Raw genomic sequence first — 23,125 nt, 5'->3', positions numbered from 1 at the left:
ATGCGGATCCCGCTCGACCGGACCCCGTGGCGGGTCCGGGGGTTCTTGGGGCACGAGTGGCGCCACCACCGGGTCTGGGGCCCGCTGCGGGAGCACGACGCATGGCTGCCGGCCCGGGTGCCGGGCAGCGTCGTCGACGACCTGTGGCGGGCCGGCGCGGTCCCCGATCTGTACGCCGGGCTGAACACCCGGGCGATCGAGTGGATCGCGGACCGGCACTGGGCCTATCGGCACGAGTTCCGGCTGGCGGAGCCCGAGGACGACCAGCGGGCGTGGCTGTGTCTGGACGGCGTCGATCACAGCGCGGTCGTGTTCCTGGACGGCGTGGAGCTCGGCCGGGTGGACGGCATGTTCGTCGCTTCCCGGTTCGATGTGACCGAGCTGCTCCGGGCCGGGACATCGCATGTCCTGGTCGTCGTGGTGGAGCCGGCGCCGCCGAGCGAGCCGCAGGTCGGGCACACGTCCGCCGTCGGCGTGCACAAGTCACGGATGACCTACGGGTGGGACTTCTGCCCGCGACTGGTCCACCAGGGCATCTGGCAGGCGGCGTACGTCGAAGTGACCGGACCGGCCAGGATCGCCGAGGTGGCGGCCGTTCCGTCGATCGAGGACGGCCGTGCGCTGGTGAGCGTCGCTGTGGAGGTCGATGCTTCGGGCAACTACGAGGTCGAGCGGGTGCTGACGTCCCCGCAGGGCGAAGTGCTGGACGGGTTGGTGGTCGACGACCCGCAGCTGTGGTGGCCCAACGGGCATGGCGACCAGCCGCTCTACACGCTCACCGTGACGGTCTGGGTGGACGGGCGGGTGAGTGACGTCCGTGAACTGCCGATCGGGCTGCGATCGCTGGACTTCTATCCCGTCGAGGACGACGCGCTGCCGTACGGCGTGGTGGTGAACGGTCGCCGCATCTTCAGCAAGGGCTGGAACTGGGTCCCGCTGGATCTCGCGTACGGCGTACCGCGGCAGGAGCGGCTGGAGCACCTGCTCGACCTCGCCGTGGCCGCCGGGGTGACGATGCTGCGGGTCTGGGGCGGGGGCCTGATCGAGACCCCGGCCTTCTACGCGGCGTGCGACCAGCGTGGTCTGCTGGTCTGGCAGGAGTTCTCCCAGTCCAGCTCGGGCATCACGTCCACGCCGTCGGACGAGCCGGCGTACGTCGGGATGCTGCGCGAACAGGCCGAGCAGATCGTGCCCCGGTTGCGGAACCATCCCTCGCTCGCGATCTGGGGCGGCGGCAACGAGTTGCAGGCCGGCGAAGGCGAGCCGCTCGACGACCGGACGCCGGTGCTCGGGGCGCTGGGTGAGCTGGTCCGGCGGCTTGATCCCTCGCGGCTGTGGTTGCCTACGTCACCGACCGGGCCGGCCTTTCTGAACCGCCGCGACTTGATTGCGGAGGCTCCGGACAATCAGCACGACGTGCATGGGCCGTGGGAGCACCAGGGGCTGGTTGACCACTACGCCTTGTACGAGGCGGGAACGGCGATGCTGCTCAGCGAATTCGGCGTGGAAGGGCTGACGACGCCGCGCACGCTGGCCCGGGTGGTGCCCGAAGCCGAGCGCCGGTTGCCGACGCGTGGCCGGCCGGTCTGGGACCACCTCGGCCGTTGGTGGAACAACGAGGACCTGGTGCAGCGCTGCTTCGGCGGGGCGATCGGCGACCTGACGACGTTGGGGCTGGCCAGTCAGTTCCTCCAGCGCGACGGCTTGCAGTACGCCGTGGAGGCGCATCGCCGCCGGACGTCGCGGTGTGTGGGGACGTTCCCGTGGCAGTTCAACGAGCCGTATCCCAACGCGTGGTGCACGTCGGCGGTGACGTGGAGCGGTGAGCCGAAGCCGGCGTACTACGGCGTGGCTGCGGCGTACCGTCCGGTGCTGGTCGGGGCGGTTTGCGCGCGGCAGAGCTGGTACGGCATCCCGGAGGTTCGCTTGGGCCTGTGGGGCCTCTCCGACACCCCGATCGAGGCCGCCACCGTCATCGCCCGCGTGGTGCTGCTGGACGGCACCGAGCTCGCTCGGCAGACGTTCCCCGATGTGCGGTTGTCGGGCAGTGTTCCGCTGGGCGAGCTGCGGCTGCCCACTCCCGCGGAGTGCTTCGTCGTCGACCTGAAGGTGGTTGCTGATGGCAACGTGCTGGCCGATCGCCGCTACCTGCTGACCGGCGCCGAGGATCTGTCCGAACTGTTGTCGCTCGAGCCTCAGATCGAAGCGAGCGAGCAGAACGGCCGGCTGACGATCCGGCACCTCGCCGGACCCGCGGCGCCGTTCGTACGGGTGCTGGACGGCCGACCGCTCGGCAGCGACGCGGACGGCTGGATGGTCTGCTCGGACAGCGGATTCGTCCTGCTGCCTGGGGAAGAACGAGTGCTCGACCTCGAGTGGGCCGGCGTGCACGGCGACCGGCTGGTCACCGTCGACGGACTCGGCGTTCAGGAAAGAGTGATCCGATGCAGGTGACCGTGACCGTCGAAGGCCCGGACGGCAACAGACTGGACGACGAACCGTGGACGCTGGATCTCACCAGCACTCCGATCGCCGACGGTGAACACCGCCTGCAGCTCCGGGCGACCTACACCGGCGCTCACCCCGTCGAGGCCCGCATCCGGGTCGAAGTCCCGGTGCCCGGCGATCCCAGCCATCCCCGTTGGCTGATCCCCGGTCTCTTCTACGGCGACAACCGGGATCCCGCGTGCGCGCGCCTGTACCCGCGGTATGCGCCGGCCGAACTCGACGCCGAGAAGCTCGTGGCCGACCACTGGTCGTTCCGCGCCGACCGGGCCGCAACTCCGGTGGTCTTCGGTTGGGGGCCAACTGGCGGTGTCGCCCTGGAGGCCGACGCCGGCACGCCCCTCGGCCTGAGCGGCTTGGGCTTGGCCGGCGCGCCGAGCACCGCAAGCGCTGGAGGCCAGGCGGACTGCTCGGCCGGCGACGGGGCACGGATCTGGGTCAGCTTCCCCTATCGGGAAGAGCCGTTCAGCTACGTCGGCGAACCGCATGGCGTGGCCCCACTGTCGGCGGTCCACGACTGGCAGCCGGGCGAATCCCACGAGCTTCGGCTCGGGCTCTGGCAGTTACCGGCCGACCCGGATTCCTACGCCGTGGTCCTTCGTCGTCTGCGCGATCGTGAGCGATCGGCCCGGCCGTCGGTCGAGCCGTGGGTCGACGTGCCGACGGCGGCCGAGCTCACGGCGTACGGGCTGTGGAGGTGGCACTACCGGACTGATCCGGCGGTGCTGACGGAGACGGCGCTGTTCGACCGGGAGCTGGCCGGGGACTTCGCCGGTACGCCGGGGCGCGGTGATCGGTTGGCGATGCATGTCGCGTGGGTGAGCGGCATCCCCTACGCGCACGCGTTGCTGCGCCATGGTCGGCGAACCGGCAATCAGCAGTACGTCGACGCCGGCGTCGCGGTGATCGACCACATCACCGGGGAACTCACCCCTGCGGGCACCTTCTGGGGTGTCTGGTACGCCGACCGCGGCTGGACCCAGTCGTGGACGCCGGTACCGCGCGGGCTGCACGCGCGGACACTGGCCGAGGCGACGCTGTTCACGGTCCGCGCCCTGGCGGCCGAGCCTGTCGAGCACCCGCGCTGGCGGGCGGCCGCGCTGGCCAATCTGGACTTCGCGGTCGGCGGACAAGACGCTCACGGCAACTTGGGAAGTCTGTACCACGCGGACACCGGCGAAGTGCTGTCCCGGCTGGGGGCGGCCGGCCTGACGTGGGTGACGGCGCTCGCGGAGGCGTACGAGCTGTTCGGCGACGAGCGGTATCTGGAGGCCGCGCGGCGCGGGGCGGCGTACTACGCGACGGATGTGCGGAACGGGACGCTGTGCGGCGCCCCGGAGGACGTCGACCTGGCGCCGACCTCCGAAGACGGCTACGCGGCGGTGATGGCGTACGTCGCGCTGCACCGGGTGGATCCGGTCGCACGGTGGGTCGAGCTGGCTCGCTCGGCGGCGGACTGGATGCTCACCTTCCGCTACAGCTACGACGTGCCGTTCGCGCCGGAGACGATTCTGGGCACGTACGGTTTTCGCTCGCGGGGAGCTGATCAGGCGAGTCCGTCGAATCAGCATCTGCACAACTACGGGTTGATCTGCACCCGGGAGCTGGCGGAGCTGTCGACGCTGACCGGGGATCCTTCGTACGTGGTGTCGGCGGCGGAGCACTTGCGGTGTTTCCGGCAGTTCGTCGCGCGGCGCGACGGGGACTTCAACGCGCGGCGCGGGATGGTGACCGAGCGGTACTACCAGACGGAGTGCTTCGGGCCGCCTGGTGCGGTGCTGACATTGTCGCACTCATGGTGCATCGGCGTGCTGCTGCTCGCCTGCGAGGACGCGCTGACGGTCGAGGAGTTGCAGTCTGTGGACTGGTGAACCTCGGCTCTTCGACGGTCAGCGGCCGCCGCTCAGCTGTGTTCTGCCGCGGCCTGCCACGGGCGGGCGGTGCGGTGAACGATCTCGACAATCTCCGCCAGCCGGTCGCGGCAGCGAGTCGCCAGCACCGGCACCGGATCGTCGGCCTCCAGCGCGGGCGTCCACAACGCGCGTCCGGCCAACGTGCCGGAGGCGCCGCCGGTGCAGGCCAGCTCGACCGCCCGCGGGAAGTCGTCGCGGGCCACGCCGTTCGACAACACGACCCACGGCACCGGGAGGGTCGCCGTGATCCGCTCACACGTCTTCACGATCGCGTCGGCGTCGCCCAGACCCCGGCTCGGGACCTGCGCCTTATAGAGATCCGGCCGGGTTGGCCCCAGCGCCTCGGCCCCGGCGACGATCGCCTCGTCGAGGTCGAAGTCGTCTTCGCCCGGCGCGGGCTGCACCACCGGCTCCAGCACCGACAGCAACCCCGCCGTACGGCACACGTCGACGAACTCCTGGGCCATCTCCAACCGCCGCGCCTGCTCGCCGTCGCGCTTCCAGATCACCAGCAGCTTCAGCGCGACCACACCGCGCGCCTTCGCCGCTTGGAGTTCCTCCAGCTGAGCGCGGTCGAGATGCGTGTCGGTGACCGGACCGCCGCGTTCCTGGGTCAGCTGGTCGACCGCCAGGATCAGCCCCGGCTCGGTCGGCGCGTCGTACCCGGCATCGATCAGGAAGCCTGAGGCCAGCGGCGCGAGCTGTTCGGCGACGGCGGCCTTGAACGCCGCGATCGCGCCCGGATCGTCGGGCCGGCCGTGCTCGGCGAGCATCGTGCGCAGGCTTTCACGCTGGTCCATGGCGACCATCGCGAAAGTCCCGTCGTCGTAGGACAAGGCCTGCAGTGTCACGTCCACCGGTCTCCCTCCACCGCGATCATCCGACCGCTGTGACCACCTTATGGAATCGATCCCAGAAGAATCCATCCCAAGTCCTGGAGAGTGCCTGAGAAATTCGTACCGGGTTCCCTCTCAGGGCCTGTGAACGGCGTCCGCTCACCACCTCCGCGGCCATCAGCGCCGCCCCTTCGGCGGCCACCGCTTCACCTTCCACCACAGCGAATCCCCGGCCGCCGCCGGCCAGTGCCTTGCGCCGCATCCATCCCGCGAGCCGAGTGGGCCCACCGAAGGCGACCGTGTCCTGCCAGTCGATCCCGAGCAGCCGGGTCTGCTCCTCGGCCATCCAGCGGGCGTGGAAGCTGAGCCCGTCCACGAGCGCTCGCAGCTCGGCCGCCGGATCAGCGGCCGGCGAGCGTACGTCGTACGAGGGCGTCGAATCCGGCATCGGCGCCTGCCTGCCCGTCGGGTACGGCATGACCACCTGCTCGCTCGGCGGTCCCAGCGGCTCGAGGACGCCGACGAGCCAGTCGTAGTCGCGTTCGAAATGCGTGAGCCGCTGGTCGACCAGACCGCCCGCGGCCGCGTGCCCGGACACGGCGACACCGCGCCGCCCATCGGCGTACCAGCCGACGCTGATGCCGTGGCTTCGAAGCTCGTCGTCGATGACGAGCTCCGCGCTGGGCGTGATCACCGCCTCGGAGGTCCCGAGGGAGTCGGCGACCTGCCCGGGCTCGCGGACCCCGGCCGCCCACGCCCCGACGAGGTGGTCATGACCACACAGCACCACTGGTACGCCAGTCGGCAGCGGCCCGGCGATCGTGTGCCCCGCAACGGTCATCGGCTCGGCGATCTCGGGCAAGCGGTCCAGACCACCCCACGCGAGCAGCTCGTCGTCCCAGGTGCGCCGACGCAGATCGAGTACGCCGTACCGCTGGGCGTGGGTGAGATGCGTCGCGTACCGGCCGGTCAGCGCGGCGAGCACCAGGTCAGGCGCTCCCGCCCAGAGGCGGGTGCGGGGCAGCACGTCTGTCGTGTCAGCCAGCCAGCGCCAGGTCGTCAGCGGGAGCTTCGGGCTGAGCCGCAGGCCGGTCCGCGCGTACAGCTCCCGCGGTCCGAGTTCCTCGTCCAGCCGCGCGGCCTGCTCGACCCCGGGCTGGTCCCGCCAGCTGATCAGGCCGGTCAGCGGCTCGTAGGCCGCTCCGAGTGGCACCCCGGTCTCGGCCATTCCGGCGATCCCGACGCCTTCGATCCGTTGCCCGGCGGTGATCTCGGCGACCAGTTTCATGGTCGTCGCGACCAGCTCACCCGCCGTCGCCGGCGTCGCGGCCGACAGCACCCTCCTTTGGGGCCACAGGCATGCTTTGGTGTTGGTGGTGCCGACATCTATCCCCAGCCACGTCACCTAACAGAATCTAGACCGGTTGATGCGATAGCGTCCTAGTGTCCCGTCGGCGAAGCAGCTTGAACGATATCGGTGTTCAGGTGCGTGCATCGTGGTGCTTGGTCAGTGGCCTCGATGCGGAGCATCGTGGGCGCTGGGCAAGTGCCGCGAGGTGCGTGCATGGGCGCCGAGAGCGTCGAGCTGCTTCGCCGACGGGACACTCAGTCCCCGAAGAAGGAAATGTTCATGGGCGAGAGCTCCTCCAAGATCATCGTCGTCGTCCCGACGTACAACGAGCGGGACAACCTGCCGGAGCTGGCCAAGCTCCTGGCCGACCTGCAGCTGCCCGGGTTGCAGATGCTGGTCGTCGACGACAACTCCCCCGACGGCACCGGCGACGTGGCCGACGAGCTGGCCAAGGCCGCGCCGGAGCAGGTCGGCGTACTGCACCGGACCGAGAAGGACGGCCTCGGCCGCGCCTACGTGGCCGGGATCACCCGCGCGCTCGACGAGGGCGCCGACATCGTGATCCAGATGGACGCGGACCTGTCCCACCCGGCGTCGGTCCTGCCGACGATGGTCGAGACGTTGCGGACCACCGACGCGGGCGTGGTGATCGGTTCCCGCTACGTCCCCGGCGGCTCCGCCGCGGCCGAGTGGGCCTGGCACCGCCGACTACTGTCGGCCTGGGCGAACTTCTACGTCAACACGATCCTGCGCCTGCACGTCAAGGACGCCACCGCCGGCTTCAAGGCCTGGAAGGCCGACACCCTGCGCGCGATCGAGGTCGGCTCGATCCAGAGCAACGGCTACTCGTTCCAGGTCGAGATGAACCACCGCGCCGTCCGCCGCGGCTTCCGCATCGCCGAGGTCCCGATCCGCTTCGAGGAACGCACCCACGGCGCGTCCAAGATGAGCCTGAAGGTCCAGCTCGAGTCGGCCCTGATGCCCTGGAAGCTGCTCTTCCGCCGCTCCTGAGGCGGCTTGACCGCTGCGTTTGCGCGCCCGCACGTTCCGGTACGGCGTACCGGGGTGTGCGGGCGTTTCGTCGTACCGGCTCAGTCGTACCCGAGCTCGTGCAGCCGGGCGTCATCGATCCCGAAATGGTGCGCGATCTCGTGCACGACCGTGATGTTCACCTCATCCACCACGTCCTGGACCGTCTCGCACATCGCCAGCGTCGGATTGCGATAGATCGTGATCCGATCCGGCAACACCCCGCCGTACCAGTTCCCCCGCTCGGTCAGCGGGATCCCCTCGTAGATCCCGAGCAACCCCGGATCACTGGCCGGCGCGTCGTCCTCCACGAAGATCGCGACGTTGTCGATCAGCGACGCCAACTCCACCGGCACCTCATCCAGCGCCTCGGCCACCAACACCTCGAAGTCCGCCCGGCTCATCTCGATCACGGCTCCAGCCTAGTGAGCCCCACCACACGCTTACCGCCGAGCCGAAGGAACCGCGCCATACCGGTTCAACGACACAACGCCTTGAACCGCGCACCGCCTCGAGCGAGCGCTGATGCCTCTCGCTCCCTCCCCGGAAGCCGACCATTCCCGGCCCGGCACGCGCCTCGACCAGCCGGCCGACTCATCGATCTCCGGCATCCTCCACCGCCGGGGCGCCAGAGACGCCACTCAGCCCAACCAACGCCGTACCGAGGGCTCAGCAACTCCGCCACCAGACCTACCGCGTGTGAGCCCTACCTGCCCGCACCCAGGCACCTCCCCAACGGGCCGGCCCCCTCTCCCAGAACTCGTTTTGGAGCTTCGCCCAGACTCATCTATGCTTACGGCTGTCCCTGGAGCTTCGGCTCCCGCGGGTCCGAGTCCCCATCGTCTAGTGGCCTAGGACGCTGCCCTTTCAAGGCGGTAACGCGGGTTCGAATCCCGTTGGGGATACGGTCGAAAGGCCGACTAATTGAACAGTTCGAAGATGGTGTACCATCGTCGAGCATCCTGGCCCAGTAGCGCAGTTGGTTAGCGTGCCGCCCTGTCACGGCGGAGGTCGCGGGTTCGAGTCCCGTCTGGGTCGCCAGGAGAAGGCGGCGGATGTCCAAGCATCCGCCGCCGCCTTTTCTCCCCGGTCAGGTAGCTCAGCTGGTAGAGCGTCCGCCTGAAAAGCGGAAGGTCGGCGGTTCGAGACCGCCCCTGACCACATCGACCCTCTCCGGCTTTCCGGGGAGGGATTTTTTCTTTCCCACGCGAGCTACGCAGCCACCTTCCGTCGCTCCGCTCCTCCAGACGACCGCTACGCGCGCTCCCGCCCACCCTCCGGCTTGGCGCCGGCGGAAGCTGCCTGCTTATCGCAGGCGGTTTGCCGGCTATCGCCGGCCGTTTCCGGCTGTCGCCGGGTAGGGAGGCCATTGCCGCTCTGCGGGCTTATCGCCCGCCCTCTGCGCTTATCGCGCGCGGCCTGCACGAACGCCGTCTCTTCGGCGATCGCCGTGATGGTGATCACCCTCCAGGCACGTCGTTCTACCGGCGCAACGGATCCAGCCGGTACATGCGGTCGCGGCGATCGGCGAGGAAGACTCCTTGCCCCGCGTCTGTAATGGGCAACCGGCACCGCTCGCCCGCAGGGCGGCCATCGCTCCCTGGCTATGTGCGCAGCCTCCACCCTCTACCCCATAGGGCGCCAGGCCCCGCCCGGCGTCACCACGCCGTCGGCCAGTCGCGCCCAGGCGCCATCCGACCGGAACGCCACCGCCACACCGACCACGTCACGGTGCGAACGGCTGGATTCGTCAGCTCCAGCCAGAACCGGGCGTCGTTGTCGCTATAGGTCGAGATGTCGAAACGATACGCCCGGCTGACGGCGACTCCGTTCAGTGCGATTTGAAGCAACTCTCCGACGGCTTCCGGCTCGGTCGGATGACGAAGCGGCATGCAGTACGCCGAGTCCGGCAGGAAGTGTCCCTCCGTTTCGTCGCGCGGAGAGAGCTTCGGCCGGCTAGACCCCAGGCTCTGCCTCGGCTGGCTCGTCCTCTCCGCCGATGGCCTCGAGCAGACGGCGCCGTGCAACGTTCACGCGGTCGCCGTAGTCGGCTGCGAAGATCTCTGGCAGCGCCTTGTCGAGCGTGCCGGAGATTGTGTACAGCGGCGACACACCGCTCGGTCGGACACGATCGTGCTCAATTGATCCGAGTTCATCATGACGTCGTACAGCCAGTTCGACAGCACCAAGGCCTGGTCTGGCGTGAGTTCGATGATCACCCCGTTGTCGTTCACGCGGTCACCGTACTGGGCATGCGCAGCATCGGCATGGAGCAGAACAACCCCGGCATGCCCGGCGAGGGTCGCCGGTCGGCGAGTGCCCGCGCGCACGGTGCTTGTTGAAAGGCACGTGGCGGCGAGCGGTGACAGTTGGGTGGAGGTCGTAGATCCCTCTACTCGGGCCGACCTCTCGAGTGCGGGCTAGGCGCGGTTAGCAGGGCGCGTAGGTCGCTTTGTAGCTCTTCGGGGCCTTGTCTATCTGAAGGGTTGGCGGTTCGCCTTTGAGGAACTTGCTGACCGACCAACGAGTGCAGGTTTGGCCTTGAGGGCCGTCGGCGGCGTCCTGGTTGCTGGTGAAGGTGATCTTGGCCAGGCGCCGGCCATCCGCGGTGGGGGTCAAGCTCAGCAGGGTGACGTCGGAGTTGGTGGTGGAGCGGAAGCCGGTGGCGAATTTCGGGCGGGTCATGAGCGCCTGCGCTGCGGGCGTCTGTTGGGCCTGGTAGGTGACGTAGTCGTTGTCGTTGATCGCTGTGAAGTAGCTCGTCAGCAGATCAACGACAACAGGCGTGGCGGGATCCTGGGCTGCCTCGGGTGCCACGGAGACCAGGTCGTTGCCCAGGGTGGGTTCTGGAGTCGGGGTCGGCTCGGCGGGTGGTTCGGTTGTTGTCTCGTCCTCCGTCGGGGAAGGTGACCAGGTTTCGGTCGGCGCATCTTCGGAGGTCTGAGGTGCCACGCCAGGTGAGATGTAGCCGTCGGAGCCGACGTGGACGACGTCGCCGGCGCCGGCGCCGGCGGAAGCAGGGGTGGTCAAAGCGTTGGAGATCAGGGCGTTGATCCCGAGGATTCCGAGGACCACGGCGGCGGCGAGCATCACCGTGGCGCCGACGAACCAGCTTTCTGCGTGGCCGGACGGGGCCTCGAGCTTTCGGGTGGGTCGCGATTCCTCGAAGCCGGCTTCGCAGTGTGAGCAGAAGTTGGTCGACTCCGTACGGCGGGTGCCGCAGGTTGTGCAGTACGCAGACATCAGTTCGTCCCCCCGGACAATTACAGGATTGCGGTGACCGCCTGCTGGACTGCGGTCACCGCGCTGCCGATCGAAGCGATCGACTTGGCTCCGGACGCGATCAGGTCCAGCAGGCGCAGTACCGATCCCTTGTCCGGCTCTTCCTTCCCCAGTTCGTGTTCGGCGAGCTCGGCCATCGCGACGGATTGGTCGGGCAGCTCCGGCTGGGCTCGCAGCAGCTCGAGGAGCCGTGCCATCTCGGCCCGGGCGTTGGCGAGCGAGTCGGTCGACACCGCTGAGACGTTGGTCGCCGTCGCGTGGTCACCGGCCGCCATCGCGCCCACCGAGACCTGTCCGCCGTTGATCTTGATTCCGTCGTTCTTCGACATCAGTGATCAGCTCTTTCCGACTGCTTCGTTGACGCCCTGTCTGGCCGCGTTGGCGACTCTCGAGATCACGGAGGTCGCGCGGGCTCCGCTCCCCGCGGCGATGCTGCCCGCCGTGACGCTGCCGCCGGCGGCGACGTACACGCCGGTGTTCTGGATCGTCGTACGGCGCTGGGTCAGGTCGGCGGTGTCGATCCCCTTGGACTCGAGGAACTCGGTGAGGGACTGGAACACCCGCTTGTCGATCACCTTCGAGAACAACGCCTGATCGAGCTTCTGGAAGTACCGCTGATACTGCTGATCGCTGACCGTCTCCCGCGGGCTGGTCGGCGCCCCGTAGTCGAACCGGAGGGCGGTGAGGATCTGGCGCTGCTGTCTGACCCGCTGGACCTCGGCCATCGCCGGGCCCATGAAGTGAGCGACGGTCGCGAACGGGGCACGAACCACGTGTCCCGGCGTACGTCGTACTGCTCGCCAGCCGATCCGCAACGCCTGCCCCACGGTGGGCTGCGGCAGCAGCCGGTCGACTTCCTGGAACTCGTCCCGCACCGGAGCGAGCAGGCAATGGCTGGCCTCGACGAACAGCTCGTGCGGCGTCACGACGAAACGCAGGAAGCTCGACTGGACCAGTTGGCCGCGCCAGCCGCTGACCTGGACGCACAGGTATGGGCGCGCGCGGTCCTCGGGCTCGATCGTCAAGCTGCGCAGCAGCGCGCGATCGACTTCAGCGACCGGCGGTGTCAGCTGGTCGGGCAGGAACCGGCCGTCCTCGCGGATGTCCCGACCGTCGACGAACACGCGATCGGTGATCGTGACATCGCCGGTCCGCAGGTCGCGCAACTGGTCGCGGACGAAGTCGTGGACCTCCAGCGCGGTGAAGTACTTGGCCGTCTCCCCCGCTGCGGCCTGGTCGGTGTCGAGCACGATGGACCACGCATCGATAGGTGTACCACTTCCGGCGAAAGGCCTGTATCCGCTGTAGACGCTGACGTTTCCGCGGCCGGCCGCGGTGACCCGCTCGAGTCGCCGGCGGACCCCGGAATTGCTCGGCCGCGGCAACCTGTCCGGATGGAACCGGGCCGGGTGCAGTTCACGCGAGACAACGCCGTACGTCGCTACCAGCGTCTCGCCGACAACGACCACCCAGCAGAGCGCGAGACCGATCACGAAGACGAGCGGCCGCGCCGTGTAGAGGCCCCACAGTGCGCCGAGCAGGAGCAGTGCCAGCAGGAGGTCGCGGATGAACTGCCGCTTCCGGGCCACGAGCGCGTGCAAGACCACTGGCACGAGGTCGACATCGGGTGACCACGGCGGCGCTTTGTAGTCGTCCAGGATGTCGCGGACGACCTGGCCGGCCAGCTTGCTGTTCAGCTGGACCGCCGCGCACAGATAGCGGGTGGCATCGGACGGTGGCATTGTTGCCGGATCGTGTTCTGCCAGTGGCAGCGGAATTCCGCACGTGCCGCAATAGGTGGCGCCGAGCCGATTGGCCGTGCCACAGGAATGACAATCCCTCATGGTTGAATTTCCCCCCAACGGGAGCGACGGTACGACGATCGCAACTGGAGGTCCAGAGGCCGGGCACAATCGGTGACATTTGATTCAAGCGCTCGATGTCACGTCTGCCCGGGGGAATTCGCCCTGTCCGGCTGCTCCTCGACGAACGGGATCTTGCTGACGCACTGGTGATATTGCTCGACAGCCTCCTCCACCGAGAGGTGTCCGAACTGGAGCGACGTCGCCACTGCTTCGAGTTCCGTACTGCACACCTCGGCGGCAGTGACTCGGGTGGCGAGGTCCTGGGATTTGCTCAGGTTGCTGGAGACAGCCGACACCAAGGAGACGATCAACGCCGCGATACAGAGAGGTCTCCAGACCGACGCACCGCTGGCGAGAGACAACTCCTGTTTGACGGCGTCCGTGAATGGCGGCCCCGCCAGTGCGGGACCTGCCACGAAAGCGGCGGCCAGCGCGCTACTGATGATGCTGACGTTCGTCAGCCGATTGCGGCGCGGTCGGACTTCGCGCAGAAAGGCTGCGATGCCCGCACGCCGCCTTTCGATCTTGGCCTGCAACTCCGCACGGACGCTGGAATCATCGGGCATCCTGTCCCCCTGCCTGCCCCGGGCCGGACCAAGTCCGCGATGAGCGGCGGCCGGCGTGAGGTGCCAGGTCGTGCGACGTCGCAGAGCCGGCGATGAGGGCTCAATCGTCCCTTCGAGTCTTGCACCGTCACTTGGTTTCCGCTAGCTCACCAGCCCGATCGGAAACATTCAGTGCTCAGCTCGCCCGGTGAATCTAGGAGCAGTCCTTTGGCCGCGCGAATGGCCGACCTGCGTTGACTGACGCATTGGCCAACATGGGCCATTCCACTTCTGCCCACCATCAAATGTTTGTTGCATCGGGCGATGATGCCGACTCCTCGAGATTCTGCAGATGCTGGGTCTCATTCAGAGAGACAACCTGGTGGCTGAAGTGGCTGTCGTTGCGGAGCAGAGTGGTGATGCTGCCCGAGGTCAACGGGAAGAACGCGCGGTCGGCAAGGGTCATCGGCATGCCGATCCAGGAGGCGATCAGATAGCTCGATGCGGAGCCATGGGACACGATGATCTGGGTTGTCGCTGGGCGACGGAGGATTTCGTTGAGGGCCGGGTAGAGGCGCTTGACCAATTCCATTCGGGTCTCTGCGCCGGCTGGTCCGTCGTGGTGGCCGAGTCGGTCGCCGTACTGGGGAAGTGGGATGCGGCGCTCGGCGAGCCAGGCTTGGGGAAGTCCGTCGGCCTCGCCGTTGGATCTCTCGCGGAGTCGCGGATCAGTGTGGACCTCGACGGAGAATCTCTGGGCGATCCGCTGTGCCGTTCGATTGGCTCGTTGCAGATCGGAGGAGTGGACCTCAACATCCTCGGGTCCGATTTTGCTCACCAGCGCCTCGGCGATGCGTTCGGCCTGCAGGAGTCCGCAGGCCGTCAACTCCGAGTCGTACCAGCCTCCGACCAGGCCGTCGACGTGATGCTGCGCCTCGGGGTGTGTGACGAGGTAGATGTGCCTCATGATCCCTTTCCGACTTGCCGTTGCAGGCTCGCAGCCTCTCACGCGTCCTTGACGGAATCTCGTTGTTTCGTTGAGGGACTTGTCTTGTCCCCTACCCGGGGGTGTGGCAGTCTCGCCGAGTGCGGGAAGGGTAGAACTGCAGGCGGCGGTGCGTCGGCCGAGCGGATGTTGGAATGGGCTGCTGAGTGCGTCGGCGGCGGAGCGAGGGTTGTGACCGTGCGGGCTTTGCACGGCCGGGAAGGCCCCTGGCTGTTGGGGATTTCGACGCCTGAGGGCGTGCGGAAGGTGGTCCTGCGGGCTCCGACTTCGCGGATTGACGCGGAGATGATCGTCACTGGCGCGGCGGCGTTGGAGGTCGCTGAACGCCATGGTGTGCCGGCTCCGCGGTTGGTGGGTAGGGATCTCGAGGGCAGTGCTGCTGGGGTGCCGGCGACATTGGAGAGCGTTGTTGGCGGGAGTACTGCGTGGCCGCGGGTGATGGGGGCTCCACAACTTCGGCTGGTTGGGGCGGCGCTGGCGCGGGTTCATGCGGTTTCCTTGACGGCTCGGGATGGGTTGCCGGTCAGGACTCGGCCGATCGCGGTCGATGATTTCGCCGGGGATCGGCGGCGCGGTGCGATGGGATCGACGCCGTTGCTGCGGGTGGCGGACGAGTGGATTCGGCGTACGGAACGGCCTCGGGGTACGACGGTGTTCGTGCACGGTGATGTTTGGCCGGGCAATGTGGTTCGGGTTGGGGACAGCGCTTGCGTCTTGATCGACTGGAAGACCGCTGGGGTTGGCAATCCGGGGGTGGATCTTGGCGAGCTGCGCAAGCAGATGGCTTTCTACTACGGGCTCGAGGCGATCGACGCGGTTGTTGACGGGTGGGAACAAGCGGCCGGTAGGGCTGCGGTGGATTTGGCCTATTGGGATGTCGTTGCGGCTCTGAACACGCGTACTGATCTCGGGCCGGTGATCACCGGTCAGCGCGACGAGTTTCTCCGGGACGCGCTCGCGCGGCTTGATCGGTGATCGACGGCGGGCTCGCCAGTTGGAGCAGACGAGCCCGCCGTACGGCGTACTGCGACCGGTGGTCTCAGGGGCGGAGTTTCCCGAAGAGCAGTCGGCCCAGCAGGGCTACCAGTACGAATGCGATCAGGCCTGCGACGGCGACCACCGAGACCACACAGGCTGCGTTCGTGGCCAGCGTCAGTTTGGGGGTGGTCTTGGTGAAACCGTCCGTCAGCAGCGCAAGTGCGGCGAGCATCAGGAAGCCGGCGGCGGCGAAACCCAGTACGACGACGTGGTGGCCGCCGAGTGTTGCGGTGGCCGTCAAGCGCGAGGACTGGTCGAGCCACGGACCAAAGGTGTGCATCCAGACAACGGCCATCAGGTCCGCGGCCATCAGGACCCACATCCCGATGGCGGAGCGAGAGGCATTGCGCGTGGCTGTGTTGTGCCGCGGCATGCGTTGCAACATGGTCACCACCTCCGAAGTTCCACGGAGACTCCAGCTGCCGGCCGGCGAGCTCACGATCTCGACGCTGGGGTCGGAGCTGCTGCCTGACGGGGTGCTGGTCACTGAAGACGTGAGGACCATCGATCGCTGGGAAACCAGGATCGGCATGGACTTGGACAGAGGCGCCACGAGATGGCGTCGCTCAGGACATCGGATTGGCCGGCAGATCTGCCCTGGCGGGTCCCAAGAGCTCGCGCGTGGCTGTCGAGTCCCGTCGTCTCCCTCTACCACCGATGACTGACTTCACCTTGAAGCCAGTAGAGCTTGTGTAATTACGGTAGAACGCGGTGTAGCTGGTGGGCAACCCGAAAACCCGCTTGAACTGAACCGTTACCTTCGCAGCAGCGGGCCGTTTACCTAGCGTGGCACCTGAGCGTCTGAGTGCCGGTTTCAGTTCAACAGCCCGATGTTGTGGTGTTACAAGTGTCTTCGGGTGTAGACAGGTATACGGTTGCCGAACGCGCGCATCCGGTCGACAGCATCCGGGAGTGACCTTGGCCCCTTCACCAGAGGCCGCACGCCTTGCCAAGAGGCTTCGCGGTCTTCGTATCTCGCATGCGTCCAAGCTGACTCAGGCGGACCTGGCGCACGCGCTCAGCCAAGAGTCCTCGGTGGCCGTCGCAACCATCAGTTCCTGGGAGTCGCGGACCAACCCCAAGGTGCCGCCGGTGGAACGACTCCACTCGTACGCGCTGTTCTTCTGCTCCGATCGGTCGACAACCGATCCGGCGTACCTGGTGCCCGAGGACGAACTGACATCAGACGAGCGACGCCGCTTTCACGATCTCCACGAGGAACTCGTCACCTTGCGCAACGCAGTCCACGGCCCGGGCGAGGTCGCCGGATCGTCGACCGGCGGACTCTCGACCTGGACCTTCGACAGCGATCCGATCACGATCATCTGCCCGGAAGCCCCGCTTGCCGAGCGGCCTCCGATGGCCAATGAGAAGAACCCGAACTACACCCGGATGTTCCGGTACGCCGACCTGGATGCCCTGATCGAGCTGTGGGGCCATGTTCGCGCTTGCAACCCCACCGCGAACGTCGTGCATCGGCTGCCCTCCGAGGTGGTGGCCGATGATCTCTCCAGCCATGTCGTGGTGCTCGGAGGCGTCGGCTGGAACCGGATCATGAAGCGGATGCTGAAGACCCTGCGCGAGATGCCGGTGTCCCAGGTCGAAGTCGACGATCTGAAAACAGGTGAGATCTTTCGAACCAGCGGGCCCGGCGGCCGCGAGTACCGGCCGGTCTGGGACGACACGGCGGACAACGGTCGCGAACTGCTCGAAGACGTCGCGCTGCTGGCCAGGGTGCGGAACCCTTACAACCACAGCCAAACTCTCACCATCTGCAACGGCATTCACAGTCGCGGCGTCGTCGGCGCCGTCCGTACTCTGACCGATATCGCCGTACGGGAGCGCAACGAGGCCTTTCTCTCCAGCCGTTTTCCAGGTGGGGAGTTCGCGTTGTTGCTGAGAGTGCCGGTACTGAACGGCGAGGCGCTCTCGCCGGATCTCGAGATCGAGTCGACCCGGCTGTACGAGTGGTCTCCGAGCAACGAGGCGACTGCCGAATGAGCAATGGCACCAAACATGTGGCGTCGCACGCTTCACTTTTGAGGGACGTGTCGGCTGTTGCGCCGTCGCCTACGAACAGCCGGCTGGACGCGATCGTCGTACCGGCGTCCCGGCCGAACCTGCAGCGGATCATCGAGCTGTCCGCGATGTTGTCGGTTCCGCTGGTGGTGCTGTGCAGCCGGCAGGCGAAGTGGGACAAGGTGGCAGCGAGAGTGGAGGCTACTTTCGGAGCGCGGGCGCTCGTTGTCGACGTACCCCGCGACTACCAATTGCTCGGGCACCACCATTTGACCTCCGACAAGACCTTCTTCACTGCCAGCGCGGAGCGCTCCAGCGATCTCAGCTCGAAGCGCAACATCGGATTGGTCCTGGCCCGTCTGCGAGGCTGGAGCAAGATCCTTTTCGTCGACGACGACATTCACCACCTCCGGCCTCGCGACATCTCTCGTTTTTCGGGTTCGCTCGATCGCAACCCTGTCGCCGCCATGACCAGTCGGTACTTCCCGGACAACTCCGTCGTCTGTCACGCGCGGCGCCTCGCCGGGCTCGGGCAGGACGTGTTCGTGAGCGGCGCTGTGCTCGGAGTCAACACGCAGCATCCAGCGGTGTCGTTCTTCCCCGATGTCTACAACGAGGACTGGTTCTTCTTCGCTCAGCACGCCGCGGCTCGCTCACTACCGAAGATCGGCGAGGCGCGGCAGGACGAGTACCTTCCGTTCGCAGATCCTGAGCGGGCGGCTCGCGAGGAGTTCGGCGACCTTGTCGCCGAGGGCCTCTATGCGTTGTTCAGCGCCACGCCTGGATGGGAGGCGAAGGATCAACTCGAGAACGCGGCCAGTGAAACCTACTGGCGACTGTTCATCGACGACCGGCGCGAGATGATTTGGGAGACGTTCCATCGCCTCTCGGCCATCCAGGACAGAACAGGCGCAGACCCGTCCTCGGCACAGAAGTCGCTGCTGAGGGCGACGGAGCAGCTGGAGCTGATCTCGCCTGAGCTCTGCGTCGATTTCATCCAGCGATGGCGAATCGACGACGAGCGCTGGCAGCGGATCATGCCACGCACTGGGACGTCCCTCAGCGAGCGCGAGGCCATGAACGAACTCGAGCTGACGCACTGGATTTCGTGCGGTTACGGCGCTGAACCGAGACCACGGATCCCTACGTCGTCAAGCCTCATCCGTGCTTCCGATCGTTCGACAGCACCAGCCAGGGTTTGACGTTCGCCGGTACTCCGGAAACCCAGACGCTCGTAGACGTCCCGGGCCAGCTCGTTGCCGTCGAGGACCCACACGAACCAGCTGTGAACACCCGGTTCGGACTCGACAAGATGCCGGAGCATCGCGCGCAGCACGCCCTTTCGGCGATGTGCAGGTTCGACCCACACCGATTCGACATGCCTTGCGTCGGACGAGTGGTCGGGATCCTGGACCGAGCAAGCCATCCCGACAACCTCCTGTCCGATGCGAGCGATCACCCAGGTATCGCGGGCGCAGCGTTCGTGCCAGTACGCTTCGTCGCCTGCTCTGGTGGCGTCGGCCTTCGACAGGAAGGCGCCGGGGGATTCGTCGAGAGCGCGCAGTCGAAGGTCCCGCAGGAGCTTCCAATCGTCGTCGGTCAGCACTTCGACGTCCAAGATCTCCCTCCCTTGGCGCAGCGGTCCCAGTCTTGGCCATCGAGAACAACCCGGCAATCGCGCACTGAGTGTCGCTGCGCGCGTTTGCCGTCGGCCGGGCGCGCATCAGGCTGTGGGGTGGTCCGGGTGCCCAAGTTGGCACCCGGACCGGCGTGCGGGTCAGGAAGTCACGCGGGTTCGGGCTGCTTGGCGCCAGGCTCGGGCGGACTCGTGGAGGGCGTTGTCTTTGTGGAGGTCGTAGGTGGTGAAGGCCGGGGTCGCGTCAAGGGGACACTGGGTGGCCCACTGGCCCGAGGAGTTGAGGATGCCGGCTGCGGTTTCGGGGAGGTTGGAGTTGGTGGAGACGGCGAGGCTGAGCCAGTAGTGGTTGATGGCGGCGTTGGCGGGGGCTACCGCGGCTACGGCGTCTTGGCCCTGGGAGAGGCCGGTGGTGGCGTAGGAGAGGAGGACGGCGTCTACGTCGCGGCGTACGTAGTCGATGAAGATCTCGGGGATGTGGGCGTCCATGCCTACTGCCAGGCCGAAGCGGTAGCCGTCCAGGTCGAAGGTGACCGGCTTGGTGCCTGGGGTGTACATGTAGTTGAGCTTGGTGGTGGAGAGGGTGCGTTCGTCGTACCGGGTGACGAGTTCGCCTCGGTCGTCGAAGACGTAGAGGCTGTTGTGCGGGCGGGCCTCGGGCTGCTGGTGGAGGGACGCGATGGCGGTCCAGATGCCCAGTTCGGCGCTGAGTGCGGCGATGCCGGCGAGCTCGGCGTCGAGGACCGGCCACTGGGCTGTGGTCCAGTCGGACGGGCCGAGCTGGTCGGGGCCCAGTTCGGACATGACGTACTTGTCGGGGAAGCAGAGGGCGCCTTCCGCGAAGTGGACCAGGCGGGCGCCGGCCTTGGCGGCCTGGCGCATGAAGGTGCGGACCTCGGCGCCGCTCTCGCGCAGCGCGTCGGGGTCGGTGGGGTCCTGGCGGACCGTCGACTGGGCGACGGCGAGGCGCAGGGTGGAACGTTCCGGCATGTCTTCTCCTGAGGGAGTCGGACGGAAGTGCCGGAGGGCAGTCGTGTAGGACTCGCCGGTCTTGGCGGCGCGGGCTCGGACCCGGCGTTTGAGATTCCTGTGCGCTGTCATCTGGCCTTCCACGCACTCGCACGCGATCCCCCAGCGATCCCGTCCGAGGCGGTCGACCAGGACGAGCGGCCCGAGATCATGGATCCCTTTGCCTTCTGGAGTGGACCGGGCTGGGGCCGGTCGACGAAGGTTCGGCGCGGGCCGCGCCGGAGCCATATCTCAACAGACGACGGGTGGGATCGTCAATCGGCGACTCGCCGGTTCGGGACGGCGGTGATCGGCGTACGGCGGGGTGGTGTTGCGGGTGGCAACCAGTTTGGGCGGGAACTTCCGCGGGACGGGGCGGACGATCTGGCGGGATACGCGGAGGCTGTTCCGGGGGCGGAGATTCAGGTGTGCCGGTTGACGGCCGGCGACGGCGTCCTGCGGGAGCGGGTGAAGAAGCGGGAGGTCGGGTCGTCGTACGAGGCGCTGGTACGGCGGTCGGTCGAGCTGGCGGAGAGTCTGGAGCGGTCGGGGCCGGCGGATTTCACGGTGGTGACCGATGGGCGGGCTGTTGCTGAGATCGCGGACGAGGTACTGCGGAAAGCCGGCTGGGTCGCGGGTTAGGTTGCTGGGATGGAGTTGTTCGGGCGTTCGTGGGCGGCGTTGCGGGCGGCGGTGGCGGACGTCGCCGATGCGGATTTCGCGCGGCCGTCGGGCTGTGCTGGGTGGTTGGTCCGGGATTTGGTGTGTCATCTGGTGATCGACGCTCAGGACGTGTTGATCACGTTGGTGACGCCGACCGATCGGGCGGTCACGCGCGACGCGGTGACGTACTGGAAGGTGGTGGAACCGCCGACCGGGGAGGACCCGCTGGACGCGTTGATCGTGCGGCTGGCGGCGGCGTACGGGGATCCGGGGTTGCTGCGGTTCCACCTGGAGGACGTGGGGGCGGCCGCTGGGCGGGCGGCGGAACTCGCCGATCCTGGGATGCGGGTCGAGACGCAGGGTGAGGTGCTGACGGCGGGCGATTACCTCGCGGCGTACGTGATGGAGTGGACCTTGCATCACTTGGATTTGGTCGCTCAGTTGCCGGGGATTGCGGGGCCACCGGATGAGGGGCTGGCTCGGTGCCGGTGGATGCTGGAGGAGATCGCTGGTACGGCGTTTCCGGCGGACTGGTCTGATGCCAACGTGCTGCTGGTCGGGACGGGGCGGCGGGTGGCGAGTGCTGCGGAGAAGGCCGAGTTGGGCGAGATCGCGGTCAGGCTTCCGCTGGCGTTGGGATGAACGCCGTACTGCGGGACGCCGCGGGTGAAGCGCCTGGTGGGGCTGGGGTCTATCTGTTTCTGGATGAGCTGGGTCACGTGCTGTACGTCGGGAAGGCGGGGAACCTGCGGCAGCGGCTTCGGCAGCATGCCGCGGCGGAGGGGCCTCGGGTGGGGTTGTATCGGCGGTATGAGCTGGTACGGCGGGTGGTCTGGGAGACGGCGGTCGACGAGGAGGCTGCGGCTTGGCGGGAGTCGGAGTTGATCTTCGCGCTGTCGCCGGCGTTCAACGCTGACACGGGGGTGCGTGGGGTTGCTGCGGTGGGGCAGGCTGCTCGGATTCCTTACGTGGTGGTGCGTGAGGCGGGGGCTGGGGTGCTGGGGTTCAGGCTGGAGACTGTGACTCCGATGGCGGGGCGGGCGTACGGGTGCTTTCCGCATCTGGGGAAGGGGGTGGCGTCGCGGCTGGGAATCGCTTGCAGTGATGGGTATACGGCGTTGCTTCGATTGCTGTGGGCAAGCAGTGGTGAGGGCGAGCGCATGCCGGCTTCGATCACGCGGTCGGCGCCGGAGGCGTTCACGATCGCTGTGGATGACGGAATGCGGGATGGACTGCACCGGTTTCTGTCGGGGTCGCGGGCGAAGCTGGTCGACGAGTTGTTGCTGGGGGCAAGCGGTCGGCCGGGGTACATGCAGCCGGCATTGCGGCGGGATCGGGAGGCGGCGCTGGGGTTCTTCGCAGGTGGGCCGCGGTTGGTGCGGGAACGGCGGTTACGGCACGGCGTACGGGGGCGGGTGCTGGATGTGGAGACCTACCGGCGGTTGGTGTGCGAGGAGATCGCTCCGGTGATCAACGGGTGAGGTTCTAAGGCCTGCGCGAGTGGCGGAGCGTCCGAGCCGAAGTGGGCAAGTCCAACATCGCTCGGCGAGCGCGGGTAGGTTTGCCGTATGGCGCGGCGACTTCGAGTGGGGCAGCGGGCTGAGGTTTTTGTGGTCGACGTGCGGACGGGGGTGAGTCGGCTGGTGTTCGCTTCGGACAGCGTGCTGGTCGAGGCGCCGAACTGGACGCCGGACGGGAAATGGCTGGTGGTCAACGGCGACGGGTTGCTGTTTCGGGTGCCGGTGAATGGTGGGGAACTCGAGGAGATTCCGCTCGGCGGGGTGCCGGAGATCAACAATGATCATGTGGTGAGCCCGGATGGCGCGACGGTTTACGTTTCGGCCGAGGACGGGCATTTGTACGCCGTACCGATGACGGGCGGGGAGCCTCGGCGGGTCAGCAACGACCGTGGTGCGGGGTTTCGGCATTATCTGCACGGGATTTCGCCGGACGGGTTGACGCTCGCCTACATCGGGATGGACGCCGAGCGGACCACAAATGTGTGGACGATTCCCGCGAACGGTGGGGTCGACGTTCAGGTGACCGATGACGAGTTTGCTGATGACGGATGTGAGTTCGGCCCGGATGGGTCGATCTATTTCAATTCCGAGCGGGCGGCGACCGCGCCGGGGCATGCGCAGTTGTTCCGGATCGCGGGTGAGACCGTCGAGCAGCTGACCGACGACGAGCGGGTGAACTGGTTTCCGCATCCGGCGCCGGACGGGTCGGCGATCGCGTACGTGAGTTTCCCGCCGGGGACGCTGGGGCATCCGGCGGATGTGGAGGACGTGCGGGTGCGGCTGCTCGACAACTCCGGCGGGATTCGGGAGATCGCGACAGTGTTCGGCGGGCAAGGCACGATGAACGTGCCGAGCTGGTCGCCGGACAGCAGGTCGTTCGCGTACGTCGCGTATCCGGTCGACTAACTC

General features: G+C 67.3%; 22 protein-coding genes and 3 tRNA genes. 13 read left to right on the top strand and 12 right to left on the bottom strand.

What is annotated here, in order from left to right; all coding sequences use genetic code 11:
• Both ACQPXM_RS03490 and ACQPXM_RS03485 read left to right on the top strand, forming a co-directional pair.
• Nucleotides 1–2,454, top strand: a complete 2,454-nt coding sequence (locus ACQPXM_RS03490) for a glycoside hydrolase family 2 protein (RefSeq protein ID WP_432944653.1) — start codon at nt 1–3, stop codon at nt 2,452–2,454.
• Nucleotides 2,445–4,376: a hypothetical protein gene (locus ACQPXM_RS03485; protein WP_432944651.1), complete on the top strand. Its 1,932-nt coding sequence runs from the start codon at nt 2,445–2,447 to the stop codon at nt 4,374–4,376. Before ACQPXM_RS03490 ends, ACQPXM_RS03485 begins: the two co-directional genes overlap by 10 nt.
• 32 nt (nt 4,377–4,408) lie before the next feature.
• Here the strand turns inward: ACQPXM_RS03485 and ACQPXM_RS03480 are convergent, their stop codons facing one another.
• Nucleotides 4,409–5,275, bottom strand: coding sequence for a hypothetical protein (locus ACQPXM_RS03480; protein WP_432944649.1), 867 nt, complete (start codon nt 5,273–5,275; stop codon nt 4,409–4,411).
• Between the two features lie 19 nt (nt 5,276–5,294).
• Nucleotides 5,295–6,659 (bottom strand): FGGY-family carbohydrate kinase, encoded by a 1,365-nt coding sequence (locus ACQPXM_RS03475; protein ID WP_432944647.1) that lies wholly within the window; start codon nt 6,657–6,659, stop codon nt 5,295–5,297.
• 159 nt (nt 6,660–6,818) lie between these two features.
• Here ACQPXM_RS03475 and ACQPXM_RS03470 point away from each other — a divergent pair, with 159 nt between their 5' ends.
• Nucleotides 6,819–7,616: a polyprenol monophosphomannose synthase gene (locus tag ACQPXM_RS03470; protein ID WP_432944645.1), complete on the top strand. Its 798-nt coding sequence runs from the start codon at nt 6,819–6,821 to the stop codon at nt 7,614–7,616.
• Between the two features lie 80 nt (nt 7,617–7,696).
• Here ACQPXM_RS03470 and ACQPXM_RS03465 read toward each other — a convergent pair whose 3' ends face one another.
• The gene (locus tag ACQPXM_RS03465; protein WP_432950935.1) at nt 7,697–8,038 is read right to left on the bottom strand and encodes a metallopeptidase family protein; all 342 of its coding nucleotides are present in this window, start codon (nt 8,036–8,038) and stop codon (nt 7,697–7,699) included.
• 428 nt (nt 8,039–8,466) lie between these two features.
• On the opposite strand from ACQPXM_RS03465, the gene ACQPXM_RS03460 reads away from it, so the two are divergent.
• From ACQPXM_RS03460 to ACQPXM_RS03450, 3 genes are all read left to right on the top strand, one after another.
• Nucleotides 8,467–8,539: transfer RNA gene (locus ACQPXM_RS03460), tRNA-Glu, on the top strand.
• 59 nt (nt 8,540–8,598) lie between these two features.
• Nucleotides 8,599–8,675 (top strand) — tRNA-Asp (locus ACQPXM_RS03455).
• Between the two features lie 47 nt (nt 8,676–8,722).
• A tRNA-Phe gene (locus ACQPXM_RS03450) sits at nt 8,723–8,795 on the top strand.
• An 869-nt stretch (nt 8,796–9,664) separates the two neighbouring features.
• Here the strand turns inward: ACQPXM_RS03450 and ACQPXM_RS03445 are convergent.
• The 6 genes from ACQPXM_RS03445 to ACQPXM_RS03420 form a co-directional block, all read right to left on the bottom strand.
• Complete coding sequence (locus ACQPXM_RS03445; RefSeq protein WP_432944643.1) at nt 9,665–9,868, bottom strand: hypothetical protein; 204 nt, start codon at nt 9,866–9,868, stop codon at nt 9,665–9,667.
• 196 nt (nt 9,869–10,064) lie between these two features.
• Nucleotides 10,065–10,727: a hypothetical protein gene (locus ACQPXM_RS03440; protein ID WP_432944641.1), complete on the bottom strand. Its 663-nt coding sequence runs from the start codon at nt 10,725–10,727 to the stop codon at nt 10,065–10,067.
• 170 nt (nt 10,728–10,897) lie between these two features.
• On the bottom strand, nt 10,898–11,245 hold the full coding sequence (locus ACQPXM_RS03435; RefSeq protein ID WP_432944639.1) for a hypothetical protein: 348 nt from the start codon (nt 11,243–11,245) through the stop codon (nt 10,898–10,900).
• A 6-nt stretch (nt 11,246–11,251) separates the two neighbouring features.
• Complete coding sequence (locus ACQPXM_RS03430; RefSeq protein ID WP_432944637.1) at nt 11,252–12,658, bottom strand: hypothetical protein; 1,407 nt, start codon at nt 12,656–12,658, stop codon at nt 11,252–11,254.
• Between the two features lie 200 nt (nt 12,659–12,858).
• On the bottom strand, nt 12,859–13,347 hold the full coding sequence (locus ACQPXM_RS03425) for a hypothetical protein (protein ID WP_432944635.1): 489 nt from the start codon (nt 13,345–13,347) through the stop codon (nt 12,859–12,861).
• 280 nt (nt 13,348–13,627) lie between these two features.
• Nucleotides 13,628–14,293, bottom strand: coding sequence for a histidine phosphatase family protein (locus tag ACQPXM_RS03420; protein WP_432944633.1), 666 nt, complete (start codon nt 14,291–14,293; stop codon nt 13,628–13,630).
• Between ACQPXM_RS03420 and ACQPXM_RS03415 the strand changes: the two genes are divergently transcribed.
• The gene (locus tag ACQPXM_RS03415; RefSeq protein ID WP_432950933.1) at nt 14,252–15,307 is read left to right on the top strand and encodes a phosphotransferase family protein; all 1,056 of its coding nucleotides are present in this window, start codon (nt 14,252–14,254) and stop codon (nt 15,305–15,307) included. The two genes, ACQPXM_RS03420 and ACQPXM_RS03415, sit on opposite strands and share 42 nt — an antisense overlap.
• Before the next feature lie 64 nt (nt 15,308–15,371).
• Here the strand turns inward: ACQPXM_RS03415 and ACQPXM_RS03410 are convergent, their stop codons facing one another.
• A complete protein-coding gene (locus tag ACQPXM_RS03410) occupies nt 15,372–15,764 on the bottom strand; it encodes a hypothetical protein (protein ID WP_432944631.1) in 393 nt (130 codons plus the stop codon).
• Between the two features lie 518 nt (nt 15,765–16,282).
• Here ACQPXM_RS03410 and ACQPXM_RS03405 point away from each other — a divergent pair.
• Together ACQPXM_RS03405 and ACQPXM_RS03400 are read left to right on the top strand one after the other, a co-directional pair.
• A complete protein-coding gene (locus ACQPXM_RS03405; protein ID WP_432944629.1) occupies nt 16,283–17,371 on the top strand; it encodes a helix-turn-helix domain-containing protein in 1,089 nt (362 codons plus the stop codon).
• Nucleotides 17,368–18,591, top strand: coding sequence for a hypothetical protein (locus ACQPXM_RS03400; RefSeq protein ID WP_432944627.1), 1,224 nt, complete (start codon nt 17,368–17,370; stop codon nt 18,589–18,591). The genes ACQPXM_RS03405 and ACQPXM_RS03400 overlap by 4 nt, the downstream gene beginning before the upstream one ends.
• Here ACQPXM_RS03400 and ACQPXM_RS03395 read toward each other — a convergent pair.
• Nucleotides 18,504–19,007 carry a GNAT family N-acetyltransferase gene (locus tag ACQPXM_RS03395; RefSeq protein WP_432944625.1) on the bottom strand — a complete coding sequence of 168 codons (504 nt, stop codon included), beginning with the start codon at nt 19,005–19,007 and terminating at the stop codon, nt 18,504–18,506. The genes ACQPXM_RS03400 and ACQPXM_RS03395 overlap by 88 nt on opposite strands.
• A 159-nt stretch (nt 19,008–19,166) precedes the next feature.
• Nucleotides 19,167–20,015 carry a carbon-nitrogen hydrolase family protein gene (locus tag ACQPXM_RS03390; RefSeq protein WP_432944623.1) on the bottom strand — a complete coding sequence of 283 codons (849 nt, stop codon included), beginning with the start codon at nt 20,013–20,015 and terminating at the stop codon, nt 19,167–19,169.
• A gap of 444 nt (nt 20,016–20,459) precedes the next feature.
• On the opposite strand from ACQPXM_RS03390, the gene ACQPXM_RS03385 reads away from it, so the two are divergent.
• The 4 genes from ACQPXM_RS03385 (at nt 20,460) to ACQPXM_RS03370 (ending at nt 23,122) form a co-directional block, all read left to right on the top strand.
• Nucleotides 20,460–20,675, top strand: a complete 216-nt coding sequence (locus ACQPXM_RS03385) for a hypothetical protein (protein WP_432944621.1) — start codon at nt 20,460–20,462, stop codon at nt 20,673–20,675.
• A gap of 9 nt (nt 20,676–20,684) precedes the next feature.
• Nucleotides 20,685–21,338 (top strand): maleylpyruvate isomerase N-terminal domain-containing protein, encoded by a 654-nt coding sequence (locus ACQPXM_RS03380; protein WP_432944619.1) that lies wholly within the window; start codon nt 20,685–20,687, stop codon nt 21,336–21,338.
• Nucleotides 21,335–22,177, top strand: coding sequence for a nucleotide excision repair endonuclease (locus ACQPXM_RS03375; RefSeq protein WP_432944617.1), 843 nt, complete (start codon nt 21,335–21,337; stop codon nt 22,175–22,177). Before ACQPXM_RS03380 ends, ACQPXM_RS03375 begins: the two co-directional genes overlap by 4 nt.
• A gap of 129 nt (nt 22,178–22,306) precedes the next feature.
• Nucleotides 22,307–23,122, top strand: coding sequence for a TolB family protein (locus ACQPXM_RS03370; RefSeq protein ID WP_432944615.1), 816 nt, complete (start codon nt 22,307–22,309; stop codon nt 23,120–23,122).
• The last annotated feature ends 3 nt before the right edge of the window (nt 23,123–23,125 follow it).

This window comes from Kribbella sp. CA-253562 (assembly GCF_050942265.1).
Classification (GTDB): domain Bacteria; phylum Actinomycetota; class Actinomycetes; order Propionibacteriales; family Kribbellaceae; genus Kribbella.
Note: the sequence above shows the minus strand (reverse complement) of the source record. Positions and strands in the feature narration are given on the sequence as shown.

Bases quoted from the DNA above. Each gene is read 5' to 3' on its own strand.
- ACQPXM_RS03390 (WP_432944623.1), bottom strand. From the start codon at position 20,015: ATGCCGGAACGTTCCACCCTGCGCCTCGCCGTCGCCCAGTCGACGGTC.
- ACQPXM_RS03375 (WP_432944617.1), top strand. From the start codon at position 21,335: ATGAACGCCGTACTGCGGGACGCCGCGGGTGAAGCGCCTGGTGGGGCT.
- ACQPXM_RS03420 (WP_432944633.1), bottom strand. From the start codon at position 14,293: ATGAGGCACATCTACCTCGTCACACACCCCGAGGCGCAGCATCACGTC.
- ACQPXM_RS03490 (WP_432944653.1), top strand. From the start codon at position 1: ATGCGGATCCCGCTCGACCGGACCCCGTGGCGGGTCCGGGGGTTCTTG.
- ACQPXM_RS03425 (WP_432944635.1), bottom strand. From the start codon at position 13,347: ATGCCCGATGATTCCAGCGTCCGTGCGGAGTTGCAGGCCAAGATCGAA.
- ACQPXM_RS03380 (WP_432944619.1), top strand. From the start codon at position 20,685: ATGGAGTTGTTCGGGCGTTCGTGGGCGGCGTTGCGGGCGGCGGTGGCG.
- ACQPXM_RS03465 (WP_432950935.1), bottom strand. From the start codon at position 8,038: ATGAGCCGGGCGGACTTCGAGGTGTTGGTGGCCGAGGCGCTGGATGAG.
- ACQPXM_RS03470 (WP_432944645.1), top strand. From the start codon at position 6,819: ATGGGCGCCGAGAGCGTCGAGCTGCTTCGCCGACGGGACACTCAGTCC.
- ACQPXM_RS03485 (WP_432944651.1), top strand. From the start codon at position 2,445: ATGCAGGTGACCGTGACCGTCGAAGGCCCGGACGGCAACAGACTGGAC.
- ACQPXM_RS03415 (WP_432950933.1), top strand. From the start codon at position 14,252: ATGCTGCGCCTCGGGGTGTGTGACGAGGTAGATGTGCCTCATGATCCC.
- ACQPXM_RS03400 (WP_432944627.1), top strand. From the start codon at position 17,368: ATGAGCAATGGCACCAAACATGTGGCGTCGCACGCTTCACTTTTGAGG.
- ACQPXM_RS03430 (WP_432944637.1), bottom strand. From the start codon at position 12,658: ATGCCACCGTCCGATGCCACCCGCTATCTGTGCGCGGCGGTCCAGCTG.
- ACQPXM_RS03435 (WP_432944639.1), bottom strand. From the start codon at position 11,245: ATGTCGAAGAACGACGGAATCAAGATCAACGGCGGACAGGTCTCGGTG.